At 51.0% G+C, this 20842-nt stretch carries 24 protein-coding genes, 1 tRNA gene, 1 other RNA gene and 2 pseudogenes; 13 read left to right on the plus strand and 15 right to left on the minus strand.

Features of this window, described 5'->3' with window-relative positions:
* Positions 1 to 273 precede the first annotated feature (273 nt).
* The 5 genes from DES37_RS07490 to DES37_RS07520 all read right to left on the minus strand — a co-directional run bounded on the left by DES37_RS07490 (position 274) and on the right by DES37_RS07520 (position 4275).
* Positions 274 to 579, minus strand: coding sequence for a type II toxin-antitoxin system RelE/ParE family toxin (locus tag DES37_RS07490; protein ID WP_110025404.1), 306 nt, complete (start codon positions 577 to 579; stop codon positions 274 to 276).
* A complete protein-coding gene (locus DES37_RS07495) occupies positions 576 to 863 on the minus strand; it encodes a damage-inducible protein J (protein WP_036108070.1) in 288 nt (95 codons plus the stop codon). Before DES37_RS07495 ends, DES37_RS07490 begins: the two co-directional genes overlap by 4 nt.
* A 325-nt stretch (positions 864 to 1188) precedes the next feature.
* Positions 1189 to 2300, minus strand: a protein-coding gene (locus DES37_RS07500; RefSeq protein WP_110025405.1) for an IS3 family transposase whose coding sequence is annotated in 2 segments (ribosomal slippage) — positions 1189 to 2039 and positions 2039 to 2300 — 1113 coding nt in all. Because the reading frame shifts where the segments join, the coding sequence is not laid out codon by codon here.
* A gap of 378 nt (positions 2301 to 2678) precedes the next feature.
* Positions 2679 to 2867, minus strand: coding sequence for a CPCC family cysteine-rich protein (locus DES37_RS07510; RefSeq protein WP_425451693.1), 189 nt, complete (start codon positions 2865 to 2867; stop codon positions 2679 to 2681).
* Positions 2868 to 3189: 322 nt separating this feature from the next.
* Positions 3190 to 4275 carry a VENN motif pre-toxin domain-containing protein gene (locus DES37_RS07520; RefSeq protein ID WP_146211500.1) on the minus strand — a complete coding sequence of 362 codons (1086 nt, stop codon included), beginning with the start codon at positions 4273 to 4275 and terminating at the stop codon, positions 3190 to 3192.
* A gap of 17 nt (positions 4276 to 4292) precedes the next feature.
* Between DES37_RS07520 and DES37_RS07525 the strand changes: the two genes are divergently transcribed.
* Positions 4293 to 4424: a SymE family type I addiction module toxin gene (locus tag DES37_RS07525; RefSeq protein ID WP_110025407.1), complete on the plus strand. Its 132-nt coding sequence runs from the start codon at positions 4293 to 4295 to the stop codon at positions 4422 to 4424.
* Positions 4425 to 4518: 94 nt separating this feature from the next.
* On the opposite strand, the gene DES37_RS07530 is transcribed toward DES37_RS07525, so the two are convergent.
* The 4 genes and pseudogenes from DES37_RS07530 to DES37_RS25860 form a co-directional block, all read right to left on the minus strand.
* On the minus strand, positions 4519 to 4812 hold the full coding sequence (locus DES37_RS07530; protein WP_110025408.1) for a barstar family protein: 294 nt from the start codon (positions 4810 to 4812) through the stop codon (positions 4519 to 4521).
* Positions 4813 to 4824: 12 nt separating this feature from the next.
* Entirely contained in the window at positions 4825 to 5766 is a 942-nt protein-coding gene (locus DES37_RS07535) for a ribonuclease domain-containing protein (protein ID WP_211320545.1), read from the minus strand.
* A 236-nt stretch (positions 5767 to 6002) separates the two neighbouring features.
* Entirely contained in the window at positions 6003 to 6359 is a 357-nt protein-coding gene (locus DES37_RS07540; RefSeq protein WP_110025409.1) for a hypothetical protein, read from the minus strand.
* Positions 6360 to 6438: 79 nt separating this feature from the next.
* Positions 6439 to 6531 (minus strand): annotated as a pseudogene (locus DES37_RS25860) (hypothetical protein); the annotation flags it as partial.
* A gap of 7 nt (positions 6532 to 6538) precedes the next feature.
* On the opposite strand from DES37_RS25860, the pseudogene DES37_RS07545 reads away from it, so the two are divergent.
* Positions 6539 to 6826 (plus strand): annotated as a pseudogene (locus tag DES37_RS07545) (DDE-type integrase/transposase/recombinase); the annotation flags it as partial.
* 33 nt (positions 6827 to 6859) lie between these two features.
* Here the strand turns inward: DES37_RS07545 and DES37_RS07550 are convergent.
* The 3 genes from DES37_RS07550 to DES37_RS07560 all read right to left on the minus strand — a co-directional run bounded on the left by DES37_RS07550 (position 6860) and on the right by DES37_RS07560 (position 8565).
* On the minus strand, positions 6860 to 7375 hold the full coding sequence (locus DES37_RS07550; RefSeq protein ID WP_245930028.1) for a surface-adhesin E family protein: 516 nt from the start codon (positions 7373 to 7375) through the stop codon (positions 6860 to 6862).
* Positions 7375 to 7986, minus strand: coding sequence for a hypothetical protein (locus DES37_RS07555; protein WP_110025410.1), 612 nt, complete (start codon positions 7984 to 7986; stop codon positions 7375 to 7377). The genes DES37_RS07550 and DES37_RS07555 overlap by 1 nt, the downstream gene beginning before the upstream one ends.
* An 84-nt stretch (positions 7987 to 8070) precedes the next feature.
* Entirely contained in the window at positions 8071 to 8565 is a 495-nt protein-coding gene (locus tag DES37_RS07560) for a DUF2569 domain-containing protein (RefSeq protein ID WP_110025411.1), read from the minus strand.
* Positions 8566 to 8935: 370 nt separating this feature from the next.
* Between DES37_RS07560 and DES37_RS25625 the strand changes: the two genes are divergently transcribed.
* The 4 genes from DES37_RS25625 (at position 8936) to DES37_RS07575 (ending at position 10581) form a co-directional block, all read left to right on the plus strand.
* Positions 8936 to 9106 carry a hypothetical protein gene (locus tag DES37_RS25625; RefSeq protein ID WP_170123744.1) on the plus strand — a complete coding sequence of 57 codons (171 nt, stop codon included), beginning with the start codon at positions 8936 to 8938 and terminating at the stop codon, positions 9104 to 9106.
* Positions 9107 to 9461: 355 nt separating this feature from the next.
* A tRNA-Ser gene (locus DES37_RS07565) sits at positions 9462 to 9549 on the plus strand.
* A gap of 45 nt (positions 9550 to 9594) precedes the next feature.
* Positions 9595 to 9723, plus strand: a non-coding RNA gene (locus DES37_RS07570) — RtT sRNA.
* 291 nt (positions 9724 to 10014) lie between these two features.
* Positions 10015 to 10581, plus strand: a complete 567-nt coding sequence (locus tag DES37_RS07575) for an ankyrin repeat domain-containing protein (protein ID WP_110025412.1) — start codon at positions 10015 to 10017, stop codon at positions 10579 to 10581.
* 284 nt (positions 10582 to 10865) lie between these two features.
* On the opposite strand, the gene DES37_RS07580 is transcribed toward DES37_RS07575, so the two are convergent.
* The 3 genes from DES37_RS07580 to lsrR all read right to left on the minus strand — a co-directional run bounded on the left by DES37_RS07580 (position 10866) and on the right by lsrR (position 13863).
* Positions 10866 to 11216, minus strand: coding sequence for a cupin domain-containing protein (locus DES37_RS07580; RefSeq protein WP_110025413.1), 351 nt, complete (start codon positions 11214 to 11216; stop codon positions 10866 to 10868).
* 16 nt (positions 11217 to 11232) lie between these two features.
* Positions 11233 to 12825, minus strand: coding sequence for an autoinducer-2 kinase (gene lsrK / locus DES37_RS07585; RefSeq protein WP_110025414.1), 1593 nt, complete (start codon positions 12823 to 12825; stop codon positions 11233 to 11235).
* Positions 12826 to 12903: 78 nt separating this feature from the next.
* A complete protein-coding gene (gene lsrR / locus DES37_RS07590; RefSeq protein WP_110025415.1) occupies positions 12904 to 13863 on the minus strand; it encodes a transcriptional regulator LsrR in 960 nt (319 codons plus the stop codon).
* A gap of 254 nt (positions 13864 to 14117) precedes the next feature.
* On the opposite strand from lsrR, the gene lsrA reads away from it, so the two are divergent.
* The 7 genes from lsrA (at position 14118) to DES37_RS07625 (ending at position 20838) form a co-directional block, all read left to right on the plus strand.
* Entirely contained in the window at positions 14118 to 15692 is a 1575-nt protein-coding gene (lsrA, locus tag DES37_RS07595) for an autoinducer 2 ABC transporter ATP-binding protein LsrA (RefSeq protein WP_110025416.1), read from the plus strand.
* Positions 15686 to 16735 (plus strand): autoinducer 2 ABC transporter permease LsrC, encoded by a 1050-nt coding sequence (gene lsrC / locus DES37_RS07600; protein ID WP_110025417.1) that lies wholly within the window; start codon positions 15686 to 15688, stop codon positions 16733 to 16735. The genes lsrA and lsrC overlap by 7 nt, the downstream gene beginning before the upstream one ends.
* A complete protein-coding gene (gene lsrD, locus DES37_RS07605) occupies positions 16735 to 17733 on the plus strand; it encodes an autoinducer 2 ABC transporter permease LsrD (RefSeq protein ID WP_110025418.1) in 999 nt (332 codons plus the stop codon). Before lsrC ends, lsrD begins: the two co-directional genes overlap by 1 nt.
* Positions 17734 to 17785: 52 nt before the next feature.
* A complete protein-coding gene (gene lsrB / locus DES37_RS07610; RefSeq protein WP_110025419.1) occupies positions 17786 to 18808 on the plus strand; it encodes an autoinducer 2 ABC transporter substrate-binding protein LsrB in 1023 nt (340 codons plus the stop codon).
* 57 nt (positions 18809 to 18865) lie between these two features.
* On the plus strand, positions 18866 to 19741 hold the full coding sequence (gene lsrF / locus DES37_RS07615) for a 3-hydroxy-5-phosphonooxypentane-2,4-dione thiolase (RefSeq protein WP_110025420.1): 876 nt from the start codon (positions 18866 to 18868) through the stop codon (positions 19739 to 19741).
* 61 nt (positions 19742 to 19802) lie between these two features.
* Positions 19803 to 20093, plus strand: a complete 291-nt coding sequence (gene lsrG, locus DES37_RS07620; protein WP_110025421.1) for a (4S)-4-hydroxy-5-phosphonooxypentane-2,3-dione isomerase — start codon at positions 19803 to 19805, stop codon at positions 20091 to 20093.
* A 10-nt stretch (positions 20094 to 20103) separates the two neighbouring features.
* Entirely contained in the window at positions 20104 to 20838 is a 735-nt protein-coding gene (locus DES37_RS07625; protein ID WP_110025422.1) for a beta/alpha barrel domain-containing protein, read from the plus strand.
* The last annotated feature ends 4 nt before the right edge of the window (positions 20839 to 20842 follow it).

Consider the following 20842-nt stretch of genomic DNA (forward strand, 5'->3'; position numbering starts at 1 on the left):
AGTTTTGCTTCAGACGAATCACCAGACATTAATGCATTGTGGATCGCAGCCGTTCTGTCTGCTTCAAGCTGGATCGTCGTCACCTGAAGAAAAGCTAATTCGTTCTGTTCTGTCGGGCTTAAACTACCTTTAACACGCGCCTTTTCCAGCAACTCGCCAGTACGACGAGCATATCAGCGACGCACAGCAGAACCACCCGTAAGTGGCTGATAAGGCTTTTTAACGGGATTATCCGGGAGTATGTGGGATAAGACTGGAGAGGCCCTGCTGGCCTCAGCTCGGGCTGTATTGCCCGGCTACCTTCCGGGAGGTATGAAGGACGCGCAGGATGCGCACCCGGGCATTTTCAGTTGCATACACGATAATGAACGGGAAGTGAGGCACCACCAGTTTACGCTGCGTCTCTGAGCGTCCGGCTTTCACCCCGGCAAGCGGGTTTTCTGCAAGGATGCCCGCCATACCCGCCAGCCGTTCATCAGCGGCGATAGCGACCAGTGCGCCCGCTTCCCGGTTCAGATACAGGAAGATATTCTCCCTGTCGCTTTGTGCGCGTTTTTCCCATTCAACACAGACCGTCACAGCTTACCCCGCGTGGCCCGTTGCTTCAGGGCATTCATCCGGTTTTCCATTTCATCGTTGCTGATGTACTCGCCTTCGCCTGCATCATAACGGCTGAACGCCTGTGCTATCTGTTCTTCCAGCCAGCCTTCATGCTCGCTGCTCTGATGGCGGCGCTCTTCAGCGGCCAGCTCTTCCGCACGCTGGCGCATCAGCTCCGTCAGGCTCATCTGCTGACGCTCTGCGGCCTGCATCGCCAGGCGTTTGGTTTCTTCGTCGATACGGAAGTGGATGGTGCTGCTCATCGTCATAACCTCGCGTGGTGTCGATTGTGTTGTCATTATGATGTCAGTCCTCCATGTTGTCATCCGGGATTTCTGTTTCCCGCTCTGCCGGATGTCGGGGCATCGCCCTGATCGGGTAGTTTTTGGGGCACGGCCAACTGGCGGTGGCCACAAAACATTTCCTCCCGGGGGTTTGAAGCACTTTCAGGTCTCAGGATCAAGGCGGCAGGGTGAAGGCGGTACGAGGAGTCTGACCGCTAAAAACACAATCCCGGCGCGAAGGCCGGGATCTGTGCCTCGATTTTTAGTCAGCTGGTTAAGCAATTAGATTGTAAGCATACCTGTTTTAGTTCCACGCACTTTTTGAGATTTCCGGGGTTTCAGCCATCAGCCGGTACTCTTCCGGTGTCAGGTTGTTAAGGGATTCATGAGGCCGCTCGCTGTTATATTCAGCCAGCCAGCGCTCGGTAATTTCCCGTGCTTCATTCAGGGTTCTGAACAGGTAAAAATCCAGGATTTCTGTCCGGTATGTCCGGTTGAACCGTTCGATAAAAGCGTTTTGTGTTGGCTTACCCGGCTTGATAAATTCGAGCTGCACGCCATGTTCTTCAGCCCATTGTGCCAGCGCCAGTGAGACTAGTTCTGGCCCGTTGTCCATCCGCATCTTCAGCGGGTAGCCGCGATTTACCACGATCCTTTCCAGCCCCCGGACGACTCGCTGAGCCGGGATATTAAGGTCAATTTCTATCGCCAGTGCTTCACGGTTAAAATCATCCACCACATTGAAGGTCCGGAAGCGTCTGCCGCAGATCAGCGCGTCGTGCATAAAATCGATGGACCAGCTCTGGTTTAACGCATGCGGCGTCGCCAGTGGTGCTGGATTACGCACTGGCAGTCGCTGTTTTCCCTTGCGACGAAAGTTCAGTTTCAGCAGGCAGTAAATCCGGTGAACGCGTTTATGGTTCCAGGTATTGCCCTGCCTGCGCAGCAGCTGGAACAGCTTCTTAAAACCGTAGCGCGGATAGCGTTCTGCCAGTTCAGTCAGCGCATGGATCACCGGTTCATCACGCCGGGTATCGGGCTGATAAAAATACACTGTCCTGCTCAGCGATAACGTCCTGCAGGCCTGGCGTAAACTCATGGCAAATTGCGCCGTCAGATAGTTGACAAGTTCACGCTTTATCGCTGGTTTTAAAGCTTTTTTTCAATGACATCTTTAAGTGCCCGGCACTCAAGGCTGAGATCAGCAAACATCTGTTTGAGGCGTCGGTTTTCATCCTCCAGATCTTTCATCTTTTTGATATCAGAGGCTTCCATACCGCCATATTTTGCTTTCCAGTTGTAGTACGAGGCTTCAGAGATACCGGCTTCACGGCAGACATCCTTGACGGTACGTCCGGTTTCGACGGACTTCAGAACGGCAATGATCTGGTGTTCGGTGAATCGGGCTTTACGCATGGCGATCTCCTCAGGGGACATAATCAGTATGTCGGAAGATCTCTAAAAGTGAATGGGCCGTTTTGCAGGGATGCTTACACCATCACGGCTCGGATCGCGTACTGCACACTGCTCACGCGTTCCTTCACAACCCCCACCGGCATCCCAGTCATCGCCGTTTGCTGAACCCTTGCTTCCGTTTCCGGTTGCACCGGCTATTGCGGCGGCTGTATTTGCGACTGCTTCCGCAGCAGTTCCCAACACACTCAGCGAGTTATTCTCAACAATACAGGTGGATTATGCGCAGTTGATACTTTCCAACCACGCACAATCAGCATTATGTCTTACGCCCTTTGGGGGTGATAACAATTAAGATGTCTCACCTCAGTTAATATAATTTTACTTTTTAAAATATTTCTTCTTGGCATCATTTAAATTGCTTGAATTTGCTCCACCGGAAAAATCAGGATCCTCAGATTGCACGGGGTCATCTTCCCATCCACAAATAGGACAAATTTCATAATCACCAAGTTCACTTATTGTTTTATTGCCACAACAAGGGCAAGGATATAAATCTTCTATTATCATTTTTGTTTTTCCCAATATTCAAGCCCATTTTGAGGTTTAAACATTGTTTTAGGAGTTCCGTCCGCATTTTTTACAGCAAAAGTATTTGTTGCCGGATTGTAATACATCGTATCTCCGTTCGCTCGTTCTTTTATCAAAGTACCCTTTGGAGGAGTGTTTACAAAATCATGGGCTGCATCAACATACTGCTTTGAATTTTGAAATTCAGGGAATTCACTTTTATGTTTATCCCAGTGACCATAAGCATTAGATACGGGATCTGTTTTTTTAGTTTCAGTCCATATCTGAGAATCTTTTTGTTTACCTGAACCAGTATTTACCTCTACATCATGATCTGGTTTCCATACTCCACTTGATGATTGCGATGTAGGACTTGAGGCAACTTTGTTGGTATACCATCACTCGCTTCTTTTATGAGCTTATTAGCCCCATCAAGATCGCCGGCTTTTAACAGTAATTTAGCCTCTTTCAGTGGTTTCGTGAAAACTTTAGCAAAAGGCAATGTGCCCGCAGCAGCTAATGTGTAATCAATCCAGTCATCAGCTTCAGCAAAACTTTTAAAATCACCGACCACTGGCACAAAATCAATACCTAAAGAAGCGGCTTCTCTGAAAAATTTGTCGCGATCTTCTGCCATTTTAGCTGAGCAGGCACCTGCACTCATTCCTGCACAGTTTTCTTTCCTGTAACGCTCAATCTCTGCATTAACACGCTCTTCAGCAACCTGTTGAGGTGTCTTACCTTGTGATGTGGCATCGATAACATCACTGAGCGAGTTATTCTCAACCTCAACCCGCGCTGCATTACCCGCACTCACCATCCCGCGTGTGTCGCCGCTGGCCACGCTACCGCCCGCAGAAGCCAGTGCAGTAACCAGGGTCGTCACCACACTTTTCTCTTCCGATGTCAGCTCTTCTGCGTCCTTGTTATACAGCGCTTTCGCCAGTTCCTGAGCGCTTACTGAGGATACCAGCCCTCCCACTCCACCGGCTACCGCATTTCCTCCCTGCGCCTTCGCCAGGGCGGCCGAAACCAACGTATGCAATGCCACCCGCGCACTGTCATGCTTCTCTGTCACATCTTTCACCAGCCGCGCCAGTACCGGTGCCGCACCTGATGCCATGCCTCCCTGGATATTCCCACCCAGTACGCCGGATAACAGGCCGGTTACTGCTGTGCCTGCCGTCCAGTATGTGCTGCCAACACCATAATTCGCCTCTGCCTCTTTGTATGTTGCCGATGCCTCCACCCGTTTGTTTACAGCCTCTTCACTCAGCCCCGCCAGTTCTCCGTTGGCGGCCAGTTCCTCACGCGCTTTCTTCCGCGCATCATCAAGTTGGCTGTTCATCCAGGCATCCATTGCCTGTGAACCCAGCGCCGTTGCCTGCAAAGATTCCGCTCTGCTCAACAACAGACTGGTAGTTATTGGTTAACCCGCCGTCGCAACTCACGCTGAAGGGCCGCTGGCTGGAAGATCTCCGCTTTAACACCGGACAGCCCGTTATCGTCACCGTCGAGCGCGGGCGGCTGGAGATTGAGGCGGAGCTTAAGATCTGACAAGCAGATAAAAAATCTCGGCCTGTTAAGGACCGAGATTTTTTAATTAAACGTACTCAATATAGGAGTTCGTCATTAAAAAACACCGCCCTATTCATTCAAGAAAAAATTGAAACTCTTTTTCCTGCCCTTTACCCTGATATCTATCTTTAGTTTTCTCAAATAGTTCAATGATAATATCAAAAGCAGTTCCCAGTTTTTTCCGGGAAACGGCTGATTTTTTCCAATGTAAACACACACCGCAAGCCATCCCTGAACTTAACATGTCCCAAAGGGCATCAGTATTATTACCGTAATATGCCCCAAAATCTAAAGCATTCGCTATTGCACGATGAAAATCGTACTCTGAATCTACTTCATCACCATCTATTGTGACATTGTGGCACATACATACCCCTGATTATTTCCATTTTCCTATTGATGTCGCCGTTTCATAATAATCTGTAGTGATATACAGTAATCCATCGTTAGAATACAACAAGCGTGTACCTGCTTGCTTTGCTCTTGACATCGTATTATTTAATCCAACATCAGCCTCATACCAAGACCGTCCTGGAGCTGAAGGTAGCAAATTGGTTGTATTATGGAATACATCACCGCCTATCTGCCCACCAGAAACATAATTATTTAAGGCTTTACCACCGGCCCATCCATTATCCTCTGCAACTTGCTTGGTTACATAATTTGATGGTAATTTTCCGGTAGTCCGCAAGCTATCCACAACATCATTTGCTGCTTGAGTAGTCTGTAAGTCCAATTTTAATCCAGCATAGCTTGCTGCGTTATGGGCTTCATTACTTATAACCCCAGCCGCCGCTGATTCAGCTTTATTCGTCGTAGCGGTGTTTTTTGCTGTCTGGCTTTCTCCCTGTAAAATATCATCAAGTGTGGATTTTTCCGCTTTTGCAGTTGCAGAAACTGTTGGTGTAGGTAGCGAGCTACCCTTTCCTCCTTTCCCAATCCCAGCCGCTATCCCCGCTGCGCTGGTTCCGGCCACCTGCGCTAACGAGTTTATCGCAAGTTGTTTTGCTTCAGACGAATCACCAGACATTAATGCATTGTGGATCGCAGCCGTTCTGTCTGCTTCAAGCTGGATCGTCGTCACCTGAAGAAAAGCTAATTCGTCCTGTTCTGTCGGGCTTAAACTACCTTTAACACGCGCCTTTTCCAGCAACTCGCCAGTACGACGAGCATAATCTGCTTGTAACTCGCTCACCTCATTGGCTTTATTAACACAGTCCTGAGCGCCTTTACATCCCACAACGCGTTCATGCTGCTCAGCATTTATTTTTTTATATTTATCAACAACAGCATCACAGGCATCACCCTGACACTGAGTCATTTCTCTGGCCCGGTCCTGGTTTTGCTTCACACTCAGCGAGTTATTCTCAACAACAACTCGATCCGACGCATACCCCTGTGATGATAACAGTTTTTCCCTGTACTTTCCGTGAGTTACAATCTATTTTCCCTGCTGTACTTCCGGAGCAGAAACTTTTTACCCTGACGCGCTTTTTTCACAGCTCAATCTTACATTGTCTTTAAAAATGAACAAAGTCATCCAAACTAGAATTATCTTCAACAAGCAATCACAGGATAATCCCCCAAACTAGTTGTAATTACATAAGATTCAAAACCATTTTTTTCAGGAATAATGCGTATATAATTTTCATTGCTAAAACATATGGTTAATATTTCACCATTAAGCATGGGGCATGACTCAACTTTTTGATTAAGCGTAGGGAATAGAAGAATACTTGTTGTTAGATCCTCGCCATGCCCGCTCTTAAGATGACTTTTTTTGCCGCACTGGAAAGGACATTGGATCATAATTCTGCTGCCTGACGAAAATAGCAAAACTAAAGAGCCAACCCCCACAATAACTCCAGTAAGTATCGACTGCTCAAACTCTTTCAGTTCATCGATTGTAATCATTTAAAACTTACCTTTTTGGTGGAATCGTATCCACTGGCAGCGGTATATGAGTTTCCCCACGAGTAAATAGCTTCTCATATTACCGCTCCACCTTTGCCAGCCCATGTTGATTCCCGGGGAAAGGTGGAGCCGCTTTCATAAACTGATTTACCTGTTTGAGTAATTGCCACATACAACAGGGTTATGACGGCTGCCGCTCCACGTTGCGTCAGTATGTGCATCCCAAACGAGCCCTGCGTGCGTCCAAACAGACCGTACGCTTCGAGACGCAGCCTGGTCAGCAACTCCAGCACGACTTGGGTGAAATCGAGACTGTTGTCAACAACCAGCGCTGTAAAGTGAGCTTCGCCGTTAACACCCTCGGTTACTCCCGGCACGTCTATGCATGGGCAACTGATAGCCAGGATGCTGAGCATACCTATGAATCACTGGTCAAAGCCTTTGCCTACTTTGGTAATCCCCCCAAATAAATGCAATCTGTCACTCAAGAGTGATTGTTATTAGTCAAACTCGCCCAGTAAAGCCGGGCGTGTATCTTTCGGGGGTTCAGGCTTCAATCGTGCGGGATCTATCTGGCAAACTGCATGGTCTATAATACCGGCTAATGAGTTTTCTGGAATGTCTTGCCACTGCCCTATTGGGCTTCTTTTAGCGATAACATCCCCTTCCCCCCAATACTGCGAAAAATAGATACGTTCAAACTGCGCTCTCTGATGAGTGTCGCAGTTTACAACATTAATTACCGTTGAACTGGCAACATAGACAGGCTTCTCAGCGCTCATGTGCTGCGCAGGGATATAATGATTGATTAGATGGAATCGCCTTAAATGGTTATTTCCCTGATAAGCAGAGACACTACGCATATCCATATAAGTACCACCGCTCTTATCTTCCAGCATGGTTACCAACCCGGCCGGGCGAGGGCCAGCTTCAGGCTTTTGCGATAGTGTTTCATTGCCAATACTTTTACATCCAGATAACAAGATAAGTGCAATGCATAACATACAGGACTTCATTATTTATTTTCCTCAAGGTCTGGGCGCACAGGTAATATATCTTCTGCTGTAACACTCCCCTGAACCGAACAAAGAAGCCGTGTTTTACCCTGCCAGGTGTCGAGTAACACTAATTTTTCAACACTACCTTTTGCCGGAGCAATACCACTCGCAGAACCGGTATTCACTTGCCACTCACTGTTTGACCCGGCCTGTTTTATCATGGGATTTGCGAAGTATTCACCGTTCCCACCACTTTTGTGCCAGTTTACCTTTGCCAGGGACGCCATAACTGCCTCTGGTGAATCGTCAAGAAGAACGCCCCAGAAGTAGTATTCTCCCATTTCATCAAGGTTACTCTTATCCTGCCAGTAACCAGAAACTGACAATACTCCGGATTTAATTGGCTGAGAGAACCACACTACCTGATTTCCCGGTTCGCTAATAAACCATGCATGATGTGCATTATCTGTCTTCAGCGGAGCAGCATGGTTAAGCGAAATACGCTGGTTATATAACTCGCTAAAAAAACGACTATCACAGTGCAACAGGCTTCCGGGAAGCGTGTCTGCACATGCTGAACCCACCACTGCGATGGCGATGGCAAGTGCCAGCGCTATGCGATATTTCATGAAAACTCCTTAGTAGAAAAATAAAATAAATAAGCCACCATTTCATTTTTGTACCCGGCATTACCGGTGAGCATGAGTGTGCGCCTATTTACAAAAGACCGTATCAATCCTTTTTGAAAACAAGAAATAAGGGATCCAGACAAGAACCCCAACAGCTGCGCCTGTTAAGGCTCGCATGGCATATGAATCGAACGGTGCTTGAAACCAAAGGATGGGGAGCACTGTCAGATAGAGTGCGCCAAGCAACCGAATAACATAATTAATGACCATGATTTTTCGGATACCGGACTTACGCCTGAAAAAGAACCATGAGGTACCGAGCGAGATAACATACCCTATCATCAGAAATGCAACTGCACCCATTGCATAGTACGAAATAAACCCTGTTTTTCTGAAATAACTAACAACAGCATCTATATAGGTATACAGATCAAACAAACCCAGCGTACAAGAAGAAATTAGCCCCAGAGCGGGTAGATACAGCAGCCCATTAATTTTGCGTAACTCTTTTTGTTCACAGTTATCACATAGCCCGGATTCTTTATTTGACTCAAGCTCATTGCATTGAATGCATTTCATTACTCTCTATCCCTTTATGAAAACCAGAAGCTCAGTTACAAGTAGGTATGTATTGCAGCATAGAAGTATCAAACCGAGTTTATTCAGTAAGATGCAAATCAGCTTTATCGGCTCCGTTAGCCATATGTACATATGGATACTAATAACCCCCCATAATAAGTGCATTATCAAAACTTAAATTAAAATATCAGAATATAATAAAAATATTATGCAAACTTATGGTGAATACCCTCCCAGCCAGAATTGTGTTTCTCTTAAAGCAGAATTCTGCCGTACTGACAGGCACAGTTAAACCGTCACCCTTCTGTCATCGTTTTCACACATAACCCTGCCATGCTAACCCTTCCAGTGATCTGCGGAGGACTATGAGATGTTTTTTCCTGCAATCCCAGGCAAGTACAGTACCGACAAGTTTCCGGATACCGTGATGGATGACGAAGCGGAAGCACTGGCAATGAAAATACGGGAGTTAAGGCTGACGCTCTGGAGTGAAGAATCTACTCAGCCCGTTGAAGACCTGCATGGTTTTCATGATGATTAACCAGCAAGTAATGGTTACTACTCATAAGTAATCACTTCCCGTTAATAACACCGGGCGAAGTTTTGTGGGGCGTTAGCCTGCACGAACATCGCCCATTTTTTATTCCCTGCCCCATTACTTTATTATCTTTTTGCAGGCACTGACCTTTTTTATTCCCTGCCCCATTACTTTATTATCTTTTTGCAGGCACTGACCTGTTTCGTTTTTCTGGCTGGTTGTCTCATAAATCCAGATAAACGGTGATTTGCTCGCGCTTTAACCGAACGGCATGTAAACCCTAAATTCTTCTTGACCGTATGGGGATGACTCCCTATAGTAGCGCCCCGTTGCTGCTCACGCAGTAGCGCAAAAATTTGGTGAGGTGTCCGAGAGGCTGAAGGAGCACGCCTGGAAAGTGTGTATACGGCAACGTATCGAGGGTTCGAATCCCTCCCTCACCGCCATCTTTCATAGAAGAGCCTGTACTCACGTACAGGCTTTTTTATTGCCCGTGATTCATTAAGGGAGGGTGAGAACCCTCGCCAGGGTTCGACTGATACCGCAGGTATCAGGACAACCTGTGCAACAGGTTGCCCCGCAGGGGTGAGCGTAGCGAATCAATCCCTCCCTCGCCATTCCCCTGCATACTTCACCCTGCAGGTGTGTTGGCTGTGCTCGTTCGCACCGGTCACTTACTCCAGTAAGCTCCCGGCAACTCTCTGCGCTGCCGCCTTCCTGCACGGCGAATTATTTTGGGGGATCCATCACTCAATGCCGCTCATAAACGGGCAGTTTGCTGGATGTATAAAACCTGAACAATAACCCCACTCACCTGTTCGACTAATACCCTACCGACTCCCCGCTGATTGATTTTCCCCGGCGCACCGGGTAGCGTCACACAATGATTTAACTATGCAGGGATAAACAGCATGAGCGAGTTAACCGCCATTATCGAACGGAACTATGAACAGGCGAAAGCAGGCAATTGGGTGGAGGTTTTGTCTGGCTGGGAATGTTACCCGGTACTGGCACGGCGTTGTAGCCGGTACAGTAAACCCGGGTCGGGTTGGGGTTTTCTTCACCAGGCAGCCTGGTTTGGGCATGAACCAGCCTGCCGCCTGTTAATAAGCCTGGGTGCACCATTAACCGCGCTCACTCATGATTCATCTACCCCGACAGATATTGCCCACCAACAGGGCCACCAGGCACTGGCAGCTTTATTGCAGCACGCCGCTAAAGGCACGGATTCACTCTGGAAGGCGCCAGGTGACCCGGATGTGTTACCAGCCAGCCCGTTATATAAAGAAGCAACGCAGACACAGGCCAGCACCGGGCTGTTGGTTGCTTATGGCGGTGGGCTGGTGCGTATTCCTGCAGGTGCTGCCTGCTTTACTGATTCTTTTGGCCGCATTCTGGTTGGCTGGCACGGTACGTTCAACCCGCCTTGTGGGATGGATGGGGAATCCATGCTAACTGACTCGCCATACCAGACTTAATAAGTAGCGCATTGCACAGACAAAAAAGCCTGCATTCATTTGCAGGCTTTGGCTCTTTCACTACGCCGTTATTCAGACCGGGACGTCATCAATACTCTGTACCCCCTGAGCCGTGCGCACCCAGCGTGGTGCCTTCATTTCTGCCGTGAAGTAGTTCACCAGGTCAAACAACAGCCGGAGTTCTTTGCCGCAAGCCCTTTCCCCTGTGCCACACCATTACACAACAAATCCTCTGCCCTGCTCGCAAAATACGGCAACACCCCATATAACACTCACCCGGCTTGCTACCAGGCTTCCGGCTCTGCCGGGTGGCTGTCATTCATTAAATGCGGGGATTTAACAAACACCCCTTTCCAGGGCACATCGCCACGGTTAACCAGGTAATGTGCTTCGCCGGGTTCACACTGCAAAACATCCCCTTCCTGCAACACATGCAGCACCCCTTCCAGGTAGAGGCACACTTCACCGCTTAGCGTATAAAAAACCTCGCAGGCTTCTTTGTGCCGGTGGTTGCGAAATGACTGGCCCGGGTTCAGTACCACGACGCCCATATCGCACTGTGGGCCACGAACCAGGTACTTGGGCCCGTTATCCCCAAAACGGTACTGGTGCTGCTGCTCACTGGTTTTCAGCATGATTCGCTCTCCTGGGTTACAAACCGGGTGCCTTCCACATTGATGTGGTTAAGCCATGGTCCACCAGCCCGCGCTGGTCCTGGTAAACCGCCAGCCACTTCTGCTGGGCTTCGTGGTACACCGCATAATTGGCCGGGTCTGGTTGGTGTTCCCGGTCCCAGCGCACCAGTTTCTCACCGGTTTCAGCAAGCGATGGGTATATACCGGCCCCCACACCAGCGGCAATGGCACAGCCCAGCGCCGTCGCCTCTTTGACTACCGGAACCCGTACTGTAAGGCCGGTAACATCCGCCAGAATTTGGCTCCAGAGTTTGCCCTTCGCGCCTCCGCCTGCAAATACCAGTGAATCTGCTTCCACGCCGGAGAATTCAGCAATCTGTTTAAGATTACAGGCCGAGACAATGGCTGCATTTTCTTCCAGAGCGCGGAACAACGTGGCTTTATTGCATTTTTCAGGGTCAATCGACAGGTTAATAAACGAAGGTGCCGCGTGGTACCAGGTTTTAAAACGCATTACATCTGAAAAGATGGGCATCACGCCCCAGGCGCCGGCAGGCACCCGGCCCGCCATCTCTTCAAGCAGGGTATACGCATCAATCCCCAGGCGCTCAGCAATCAGCTTTTCCTCCGCGCAGAATGCATCACGGAACCAGCGCATAGTCAGCCCGGTAAAGAAACTGATGGATTCCGTCTGCACCATGCCAGGAATAACATGAGGGTTAATACGTACATTCATGTTTGGGTCGGTGACCGGCTCAGGCAAATTAACCACCTGCTGCCAGAAAGTACCACCCAGTACAGCGGTTTGTGCCGGGCGAACCACCCCCAGCCCCAGGCAACCCAGTTGTACATCGCCACCGCCCACCACCACCGGCGTACCCGCTTTCAGGCCACAGGCTGCAGCGCTCTCAGTGGTAACAACACCCAGTAAACTGCCAGTTTCCCTGACTGGCGAAAGAATATCGGAGCGCAACCCGGCCATTTCCAGCAGGCCTGGTTTCCAGTCCCGGGTTACCAGGTCCAGTAACCCGGTAGTGCCCGCATTGGAAGGGTCCACCGCCAGTTCGCCACTGAGCATAAAGGCCAGCCAGTCGCTGATCATTGTTACGGTGGAAGCCTGGCGGTAGATATCTGGCCGGTGGTGCGCCAGCCACAGCAAACGTGGCATGGCACTCAGTGCCAGCGTTTGCCCGGAACAGCGGTACACCTCATTTTCGAATGTGTAGTCATACAGTTCTTTCAGTTCACTGACTTCATGGGCAGCACGGGCATCAACGTTCGCGCAGGCCCACACTGGCGTGGCATTGCTGTCATAAATCACAATGCCTTCGCGCATAGAGCAGGCAGAAACGGCAACGATAGATTCCGCAACAACATTGCCATTATGCAAAGCCTGGCGAATGCAGTTACAGGTGAGTTGCCAGTTTTTGGTGAGGTCAAATTCCATTGACCCCGGCACATCCGGCACGGCCAGGTGTTGCCACTCAGCCTGGCCGACACTGATTTGATTGCCGTCAAAGTCAAAAATAACGGCGCGGACACTTCCTGTACCGGCATCCAGCGCCATCAGGTAGTGTGGTGAAAGGTTAGGAGTACAGAGTCGGGCCATAAAAAGATCCTCGGCGTTATGTCGCTTCCTGCCGTTGACTGCTCCATGTATCAGGGTAAGTGTTCATTATTAAAATATTTATTTTTCAATCAGTTTCAGTATTTCTGCTGCAGTATTCTGGTCTGTGACCAGTGCGTTGATATAACCGCCTTTCATGGCGGCAAGAATGGTTTCGGCTTTCTCTATTCCCCCAGCCACACCAATCACCAGGGGGATCGTGGTTAATGCATCCAGGCTGAGCCCAATTAACTCCTTGTGAATACGCATGTCTGGCACAATTTGCCCCTGCGCATCAAAGAAATACCCAAGAATGTCGCCCACCGCGCCTTTGCGGCCAATCATCAGTTGTTCGCCTTCGGTGATATAGCCCGAATGCAGAATGGTGGCATCCGTCCGCTGGCTGATGGAGCCAATACCGACAACGGCCACATCGGCAGCCTGCGCCGCCAGCAACACATCACGCACGCTGTTTTCATTTCTCAGGGTTTTGGCAATATCCGCGGACGATGCCCGCAAAGGAGCCGGAATAATATTGACGCTACAAGCGGCATCCAGTTGACCTATCCCGGTCATATAGGGGCCAACACCACCAGACAGCGTCACCAGGCGAATTTGCTGTGAAGAGATAAAACCACTCAGGCGTTTCAGTGTGCTCATGGTGGTTTTACCGAACCCCACCGCCAGCAACTGCTGCGCGCTGAGCGACTCCATTAACATATGTGCGGCGCCAATCCCCAGCCGGGTACAAATATCGGCATCCGGTAACGCCGGGAGCACCCGCACCTGGCGCAAGCCAAAGTGCTGCTTTAGTGTGTCTTCATATTGCAGGCACCCTTCAAAGCGCGAGTTAATCTGCACCCGAATAATGCCCGACTGGTGCCCTTTCTCCAGCAAGCGGGACACTTTCAGGCGGGTCAGCCCCAGGCGCTCGCTGATTTCACTTTGCGTTAAGCTGTCGTGGTAATAGAACCAGGCGATACGCGCCACCAGCTCCTCTTCACTCATTTCATTGCCAGGAATAAATGTGGTTTCACTCATTGTGGTTACTTCGCTTCACTGTGAACATTTTTAAATTTTAAACACAATTGTTCTCATTGCGACAACTAATATCTGTGACATATACCACAAGCCTAACTTTCTTGATGAACAAATAAAAAATAAAAATACAAATATTACAGAAACGTGATCCGTCCAGAGGTTTTATCCTCGCCCCGCAACTATGTTTATGAACAATTAATTTTTCAAAACACATTTGTTCAAATTTCCCGAGTTCAGTTACGGACGGAGGCGCAATGCAAACCAGTCACCCGACAGCCCCACCACTCTTGCAGGTAAGCCAGTTGTGTAAGCAATTTTCCGGCGTCGATGTGCTTAAAAAGATCGATTTCACACTGCAACGGGGTGAGGTACACGCGTTACTCGGTGGCAATGGCGCGGGGAAATCCACCCTGATGAAAATCATTGCCGGGGTTACACCGCAGGATTCAGGCACAATCGCTATTGATGGCGCGGTATGCAGCCGGTTAACCCCGGTTAAAGCACACCAACTGGGGATTTACCTGGTACCTCAGGAGCCGTTGCTGTTCCCCAGCCTGACAGTAAAAGAAAACATTCTGTTTGGGCTGAAAGGTTCGCAGGCAACCACCGCAAAAATGGCCCTGTTACTGAATGAACTGGGCTGTAAATTCGATACCGCCAGCCCGGCGGGAATGCTGGATGTCGCCGACCGGCAAATGGTGGAAATCATGCGCGGGCTAATGCGTGATTCCCGCATTCTTATTCTTGATGAACCGACGGCTTCATTAACCCCTGCTGAAACTGCACGCCTGTTCTCCCGGGTGCGGGAACTGCAGCGCAAAGGTGTGGGGACGGTGTTTATCTCCCACAAGCTCCCGGAGATCCGCCAGATTGCCGACGTGGTGAGCGTAATGCGCGACGGCAACATTGCCCTGAACGGCAAAACACAGGAACTCTCTACTGACGACATTATTCAGGCAATCACGCCAGCGGCCCGCAATGAAGCCCTGTCGCCCACCCAAAAACTGTGGCTCAGCGTTCCCGGCTCCCGCCCGGATGTTGATAAAGGCAGCCCGGTACTGTCGGTTGAACAACTGAGCGGTGAAGGCTTCAGGGATATTGCGCTCGAAGTACGCGCAGGCGAGATTCTGGGGCTTGCCGGCCTTGTTGGTGCCGGGCGCACCGAACTTGCGGAAACACTGTATGGGTTGCGCCCGGTATCTGCCGGGCAGCTTCACCTTAACGGGCTGAACATCACTCACCTGAATACCCGCCAGCGGCTGGCGCATGGCCTGGTGTATTTGCCTGAAGACCGGCAATCCTCTGGTCTGTATCTGGATGCTTCGCTGGTGTGGAATGTCTGCTCCCTCACTCATAACCAGCAGGGGTTCTGGTCCCATACGCAACGTGATAACGCCACGCTTGAGCGCTACCGGCGGGCGCTGGATATTAAATTCAGCGATACCGAACAACCGGTACGGACCTTGTCCGGTGGTAACCAACAAAAAATCCTGATTGCGAAGTGCCTGGAAGCCTCGCCACAAGTTCTGATTGTGGATGAACCCACCCGCGGTGTGGATGTGGGTGCCCGCAACGATATTTACCAGTTGATCCGCAGTATTGCCGACCAGAACGTCGCCATCCTGTTTATCTCTTCCGACCTGGAGGAAATCAGCATGATGGCCGACCGGGTTTATGTCATGCATCAGGGGGAAATCAACAACCTGCCATTGAGTGGTGCAGATATCAGTGTCGACACCATTATGCGCCTCGCCTTTGGCGAAGGGAGCGCCGCACTCCAGCCTCGATCTGACTCTTTAGCCAGCACACAGGGGAAACATGTATGTTGAAATTTATCCAGCAGAACCGGGAAGTGACTGCGTTTATCGCCATTCTGTGTTTGTTTGCCCTGCCTGGTGCGCTCGACAGCCATTACTTTGGTATTGGCACCGTCACCATGGTATTCAGCAGTGCACAAATTCTGATGCTGCTGGCGATGGGTGCAGTGCTGGTCATGCTGACGCGCAATATTGATGTTTCCGTGGGTTCCATCACCGGGATGTGCGCGGTATTACTGGGGCTGATGCTCAATGCTGGTTACAGCCTGCCTGTTGCCATTGCCGCCACTCTGTTACTGGGGCTGTGTGCGGGCCTGGTGAATGGCATTTTGGTTGCCTGGCTGAAAATTCCGGCGATAGTCGCCACACTGGGAACCCTCGGCCTGTATCGCGGCATTATGCTGCTCTGGACGGGAGGGAAATGGATTGAAGGCCTGCCCCCGGAATTAAAAAACCTTTCCGAACCGGTGATTCCGGGCCTTTCCCCAATTGGCATTGTGATTATTTTCCTCGCGCTGGGCTTCGCGTGGGTCCTGGCAAAAACACAAACTGGCCGCAGTTTTTACGCCACGGGAGATAACCTGCAGGGTGCCCGCCAGTTGGGGGTGCGTACAGAATCGGTACGCCTGGCCGCCTTTGCGTTTAATGGCATGATGGCCGCACTTGCCGGGATCGTCTTCGCCTCGCAAATCGGCTTTATTCCCAACCAGGCAGGTACCGGGCTGGAAATGAAGGCCATTGCTGCCTGTGTACTGGGTGGTGTCAGCCTGCTGGGCGGTTCCGGGAGCATTATTGGCGCGGTGCTTGGCGCTTATTTTCTCACCCAAATAGACAGCGTACTGGTGCTGCTGCGTATCCCCGCCTGGTGGAATGATTTTATTGCCGGGCTGGTGTTACTGGGTGTACTGGTCTTTGACGGCCGGTTACGTATGGCACTTGCCCGCAATATTCGCAAACAGAAATATGCACGTTTCGCCCCAAAGCCCCCGGCCAGCAAGAGCGCGATAAACCCGCCAGAAATAACCGCCCATGACAAAAAACGGAGGGTAGCCTGATGAATAACCTCAAACGTTATGGCTGGGAACTGGCACTGGCTGCGCTGCTGGTAATTGAAATCCTCGGGTTTGGTGCAGCTAACTCGCAAATGCTGAACATCAATGTGCTGCTGTTCAGCACCAGCGATTTTATCTGCATTGGCCTTGTTGCCCTGCCGCTGACCATGGTGATTATCAGTGGTGGTATTGATATTTCGTTTGGCTCAACCATTGGGTTATGCGCCATTACGTTCGGGATGCTGTTTCAGGCAGGTGTTCCGCTACCGCTGGCGATTGTGCTCACCGTGCTGGCTGGTACTGTGTGTGGGCTTATCAACGCAGCGCTGATTCTCTACACCGGAATTAACCCACTGGTGATAACACTCGGCACCATGTACCTGTTCGGCGGCAGTGCCCTGCTGCTTTCCGGCCTGGCGGGTGCCACCGGTTATGAAGGCATTGGGGGGTTCCCGGACAGTTTCACCAACTTCGCCAACCTGTCCGTGCTGGGGCTACCGGTTCCTCTGCTGTTCTTCTTATTCAGCGTACTGCTTTGCTGGGCCTGGCTGCATAACACCCACCAGGGGCGCAACGTGTTTTTAACCGGCCAGAATGCCCGCGCCGCCCAGTACAGTGCCACGCCGGTTAACCGCACACTGTTCTTGCTTTACGCCATGACCGGGTTTGCCGCGTCCATCGCTGCCATTTTGCAGGTTTCCTATTTCGGTTCAGCCCGTTCTGACTTGGGTAGCGCCTTTTTAATGCCAGCTATCACTGCGGCTGTACTGGGTGGCGCCAATATTTACGGCGGCTCTGGTTCCATTCTGGGCACAGCGCTGGCGACTTTGCTGGTGGGCTTCCTTCAGCAGGGTTTACAGATGGTGGGCGTACCCAACCAAATTTCCAGCGCCCTGTCTGGCGCACTGCTCATTATTGTTGTTGTCGGGCGTTCCGTCAGCCTTCATCGCGGGCAAATTCGCGACTGGCTGCGGCGTACCCAGGCTGCCTGGCAACGCTAGCGATTACCACTTTTCACGGCCAATGCAACGCACTATTCGGAGAGAACAAATAATGACTATGCAAAGCATCAAAAAAATCGCCTGGCTGGGGGCTGTCGGCCTGGCAACATTAAGCCTGTCTGTGCAGGCGGCTGAGCGCATCGCATTTATTCCCAAACTGGTTGGTGTAGGTTTTTTCACCAGTGGCGGGAATGGTGCCAAAGAAGCTGGCAAAGCGCTCGGCGTGGATGTCACTTACGATGGGCCAACAGAACCCAGTGTGTCCGGCCAGGTGCAGTTAATTAATAACTTCGTAAACCAGGGGTACAACGCCATTATTATTTCGGCAGTGTCACCCGACGGCCTGTGCCCTGCGCTGAAGCGAGCCATGCAACGTGGCGTTAAAGTGCTCACCTGGGATTCAGATACCCGCCCCGAGTGCCGCTCTTATTATATCGACCAGGGAACACCCACTCAGTTGGGCGGCATGCTGGTTGATATGGCGGCACAACAAGTGAAGAAAGAAAAAGCCAAAGTGGCCTTCTTTTACTCCAGCCCAACGGTAACCGACCAGAACCAGTGGGTGAACGAAGCGAAGAAAAAAATAGCCAGCGAACACCCGGGCTGGGAAATCGTCACCACCCAGTTTGGCTATAACGATGCCACTAAATCACTGCAAACTGCCGAAGGGATCATCAAAGCCTGGCCCGATCTGGACGCAATTATCGCCCCGGACGCCAATGCGCTTCCTGCCGCAGCTCAGGCTGCCGAAAATCTCAAACGCGACAATATCGCTATTGTCGGCTTCAGCACCCCCAATGTTATGCGCCCCTACGTTAAGCGCGACACCGTTAAAGCCTTTGGCCTGTGGGATGTCGTCAACCAGGGGAAAATTGCTGTTTACGTTGCGAATACCTTGCTGAAAAACGGCGAACTTAACACTGGCGACAAGCTGGATATTCCCGGTGTCGGCCAGGTGGAAGTTTCACCCAACAGCGTGCAGGGCTACAGCTACGAAGCAAAAGGCAATGGCATTGTTCTGCTGCCCGAACGCGTGGTGTTTACCAAAGACAATATCGATAAATACGACTTTTAACTTTCCGGCACGCTTCAGGCGTGGTTTTACCGCTTTATTATCCGATGGAGTGAACAAATGGCTGACTTAGACGACATCAAAGATGGCAAGAACTTTCACACCGACCAGGCGCAGCGTAACACGGTATTTGCCCTGAAAGGCTGTGGTGCGCTGGACTGGGGCATGCAATCACGCCTGTCGCGGATTTTTAACCCGAAAACAGGCAAAACCGTGATGCTGGCCTTTGATCATGGCTATTTTCAGGGGCCGACAACCGGGCTGGAGCGTATCGATATTTCGATTGCGCCACTGTTTGAACATGCGGATGTGCTGATGTGCACCCGTGGCGTGTTACGCAGCGTGATCCCCCCGGCAACCAACAAGCCCGTGGTGCTGCGGGCTTCAGGAGGCAACTCGATTCTGACCGAGCTGAGCAATGAAGCAGTCGCCGTCGCCATGGATGATGCCGTGCGCCTGAACAGCTGCGCGGTTGCCGCTCAGGTCTACATTGGCAGTGAGCATGAGCACCAGTCCATTAAAAACATTATCCAGCTTGTGGATGCCGGGTTGCGGGTGGGCATGCCCACCATGGCAGTCACCGGTGTGGGCAAAGATATGGCGCGCGACCAGCGTTATTTCTCACTCGCCACCCGCATTGCCGCCGAAATGGGGGCGCAGGTTATCAAAACCTACTATGTGGACCAGGGGTTCGAACGCATTGCCGCAGGTTGCCCGGTTCCCATTGTGATTGCTGGCGGGAAAAAGCTGCCGGAGCGTGATGCGCTGGATATGTGCTACCACGCCATCGATCAGGGTGCCAGTGGTGTGGATATGGGGCGCAATATTTTCCAGTCTGATGCCCCGGTCGCCATGATTAAAGCGGTTCATGCCATTGTGCATGATGGCTTCACAGTCCAGCAGGCTTATGAACTTTTCCTGAGTGAAAAAGGCTAAAAAACCGGTGATAAGGGCCAGTGCAGTCGCCATGCTGGCCCAACCCCAAAGGAGGAAGATTATGCATGTCACGCTGGTTGAAATTAATGTGCATGAAGACAAAGTCGAACAGTTTCTGGACGTATTCCGGCTGAATCACCTGGGCTCGGTGCAGGAGCCTGGCAACCTGCGCTTTGATGTTCTGCAAGACCCGCAAGTGCCCACGCGTTTTTATATCTATGAAGCCTATGCCAGTGAGCAGGCCGTGGCCTTTCATAAAACCACCCCGCATTACCAGGCCTGTGTGGCGGCACTTGAACCGTTAATGACCTGCCCACGCAAAAAGACTGCTTTTATTGGTATTCTGCCCTAAGGAGCCTGCAATGAACGCACACTTTGCCGGGCTGGACAGAGCCGCCTGCGTCCAGTTGCTGCGGCATTACCCGCTGAGTACCGGCATTCTGGCCGGGAAGTGGCTACACCTCAACGACCATTTGCAGGTACTCCGGCAACGGGAGCAACCACTACTCCATGTTGATATTATGGATGGGCAGTTTTGCCCGCAATTCACTGTCGGCCCCTGGGCGGTGGAGCAGTTGCCACAAGAGTGGCTGAAAGATGTGCATCTGATGGTAAATAACCCTTTTCCCGTTGCACAGGCTTGCGTGGCAGCAGGCGCACACTGCATTACGCTACAAGCCGAATCCCCCGGTAATGTGCATGCGGTTTTGCACTGGCTGGGCGAGCAAACTGTACCGGTGGATGGCGGGGAAATGCCGGTGATACGCGGTATCAGCCTGAACCCGGGCACACCACTGGAAACACTGGTACCACTGCTGGAGCAGGTTGAAGTGATTCAGATCCTGGCGGTTAACCCAGGCTTTGGCAGCAAACTCGCTGTTCCGGTACTGAAGCAGCGTTTGGCAGACTTGTTCCGGTTGTTGGGTAATGCACGGGAACACAAAATCATTGCGGTGGATGGCTCACTTCTTTTGCAGGATGTCGCCAGTTTGCGTGCCGGTGGTATCGACCGTGTGGTGTCAGGCAGCGCCCTGTTCAGGGGAAACATGCTGGATAAAAATCTTACTGACTGGCTTGCTGTCTTGACCCCGGCCTGACAAC

The organism is Mangrovibacter plantisponsor, assembly GCF_003182475.1.
Classification (GTDB): Bacteria; Pseudomonadota; Gammaproteobacteria; order Enterobacterales; family Enterobacteriaceae; genus Mangrovibacter; species Mangrovibacter plantisponsor.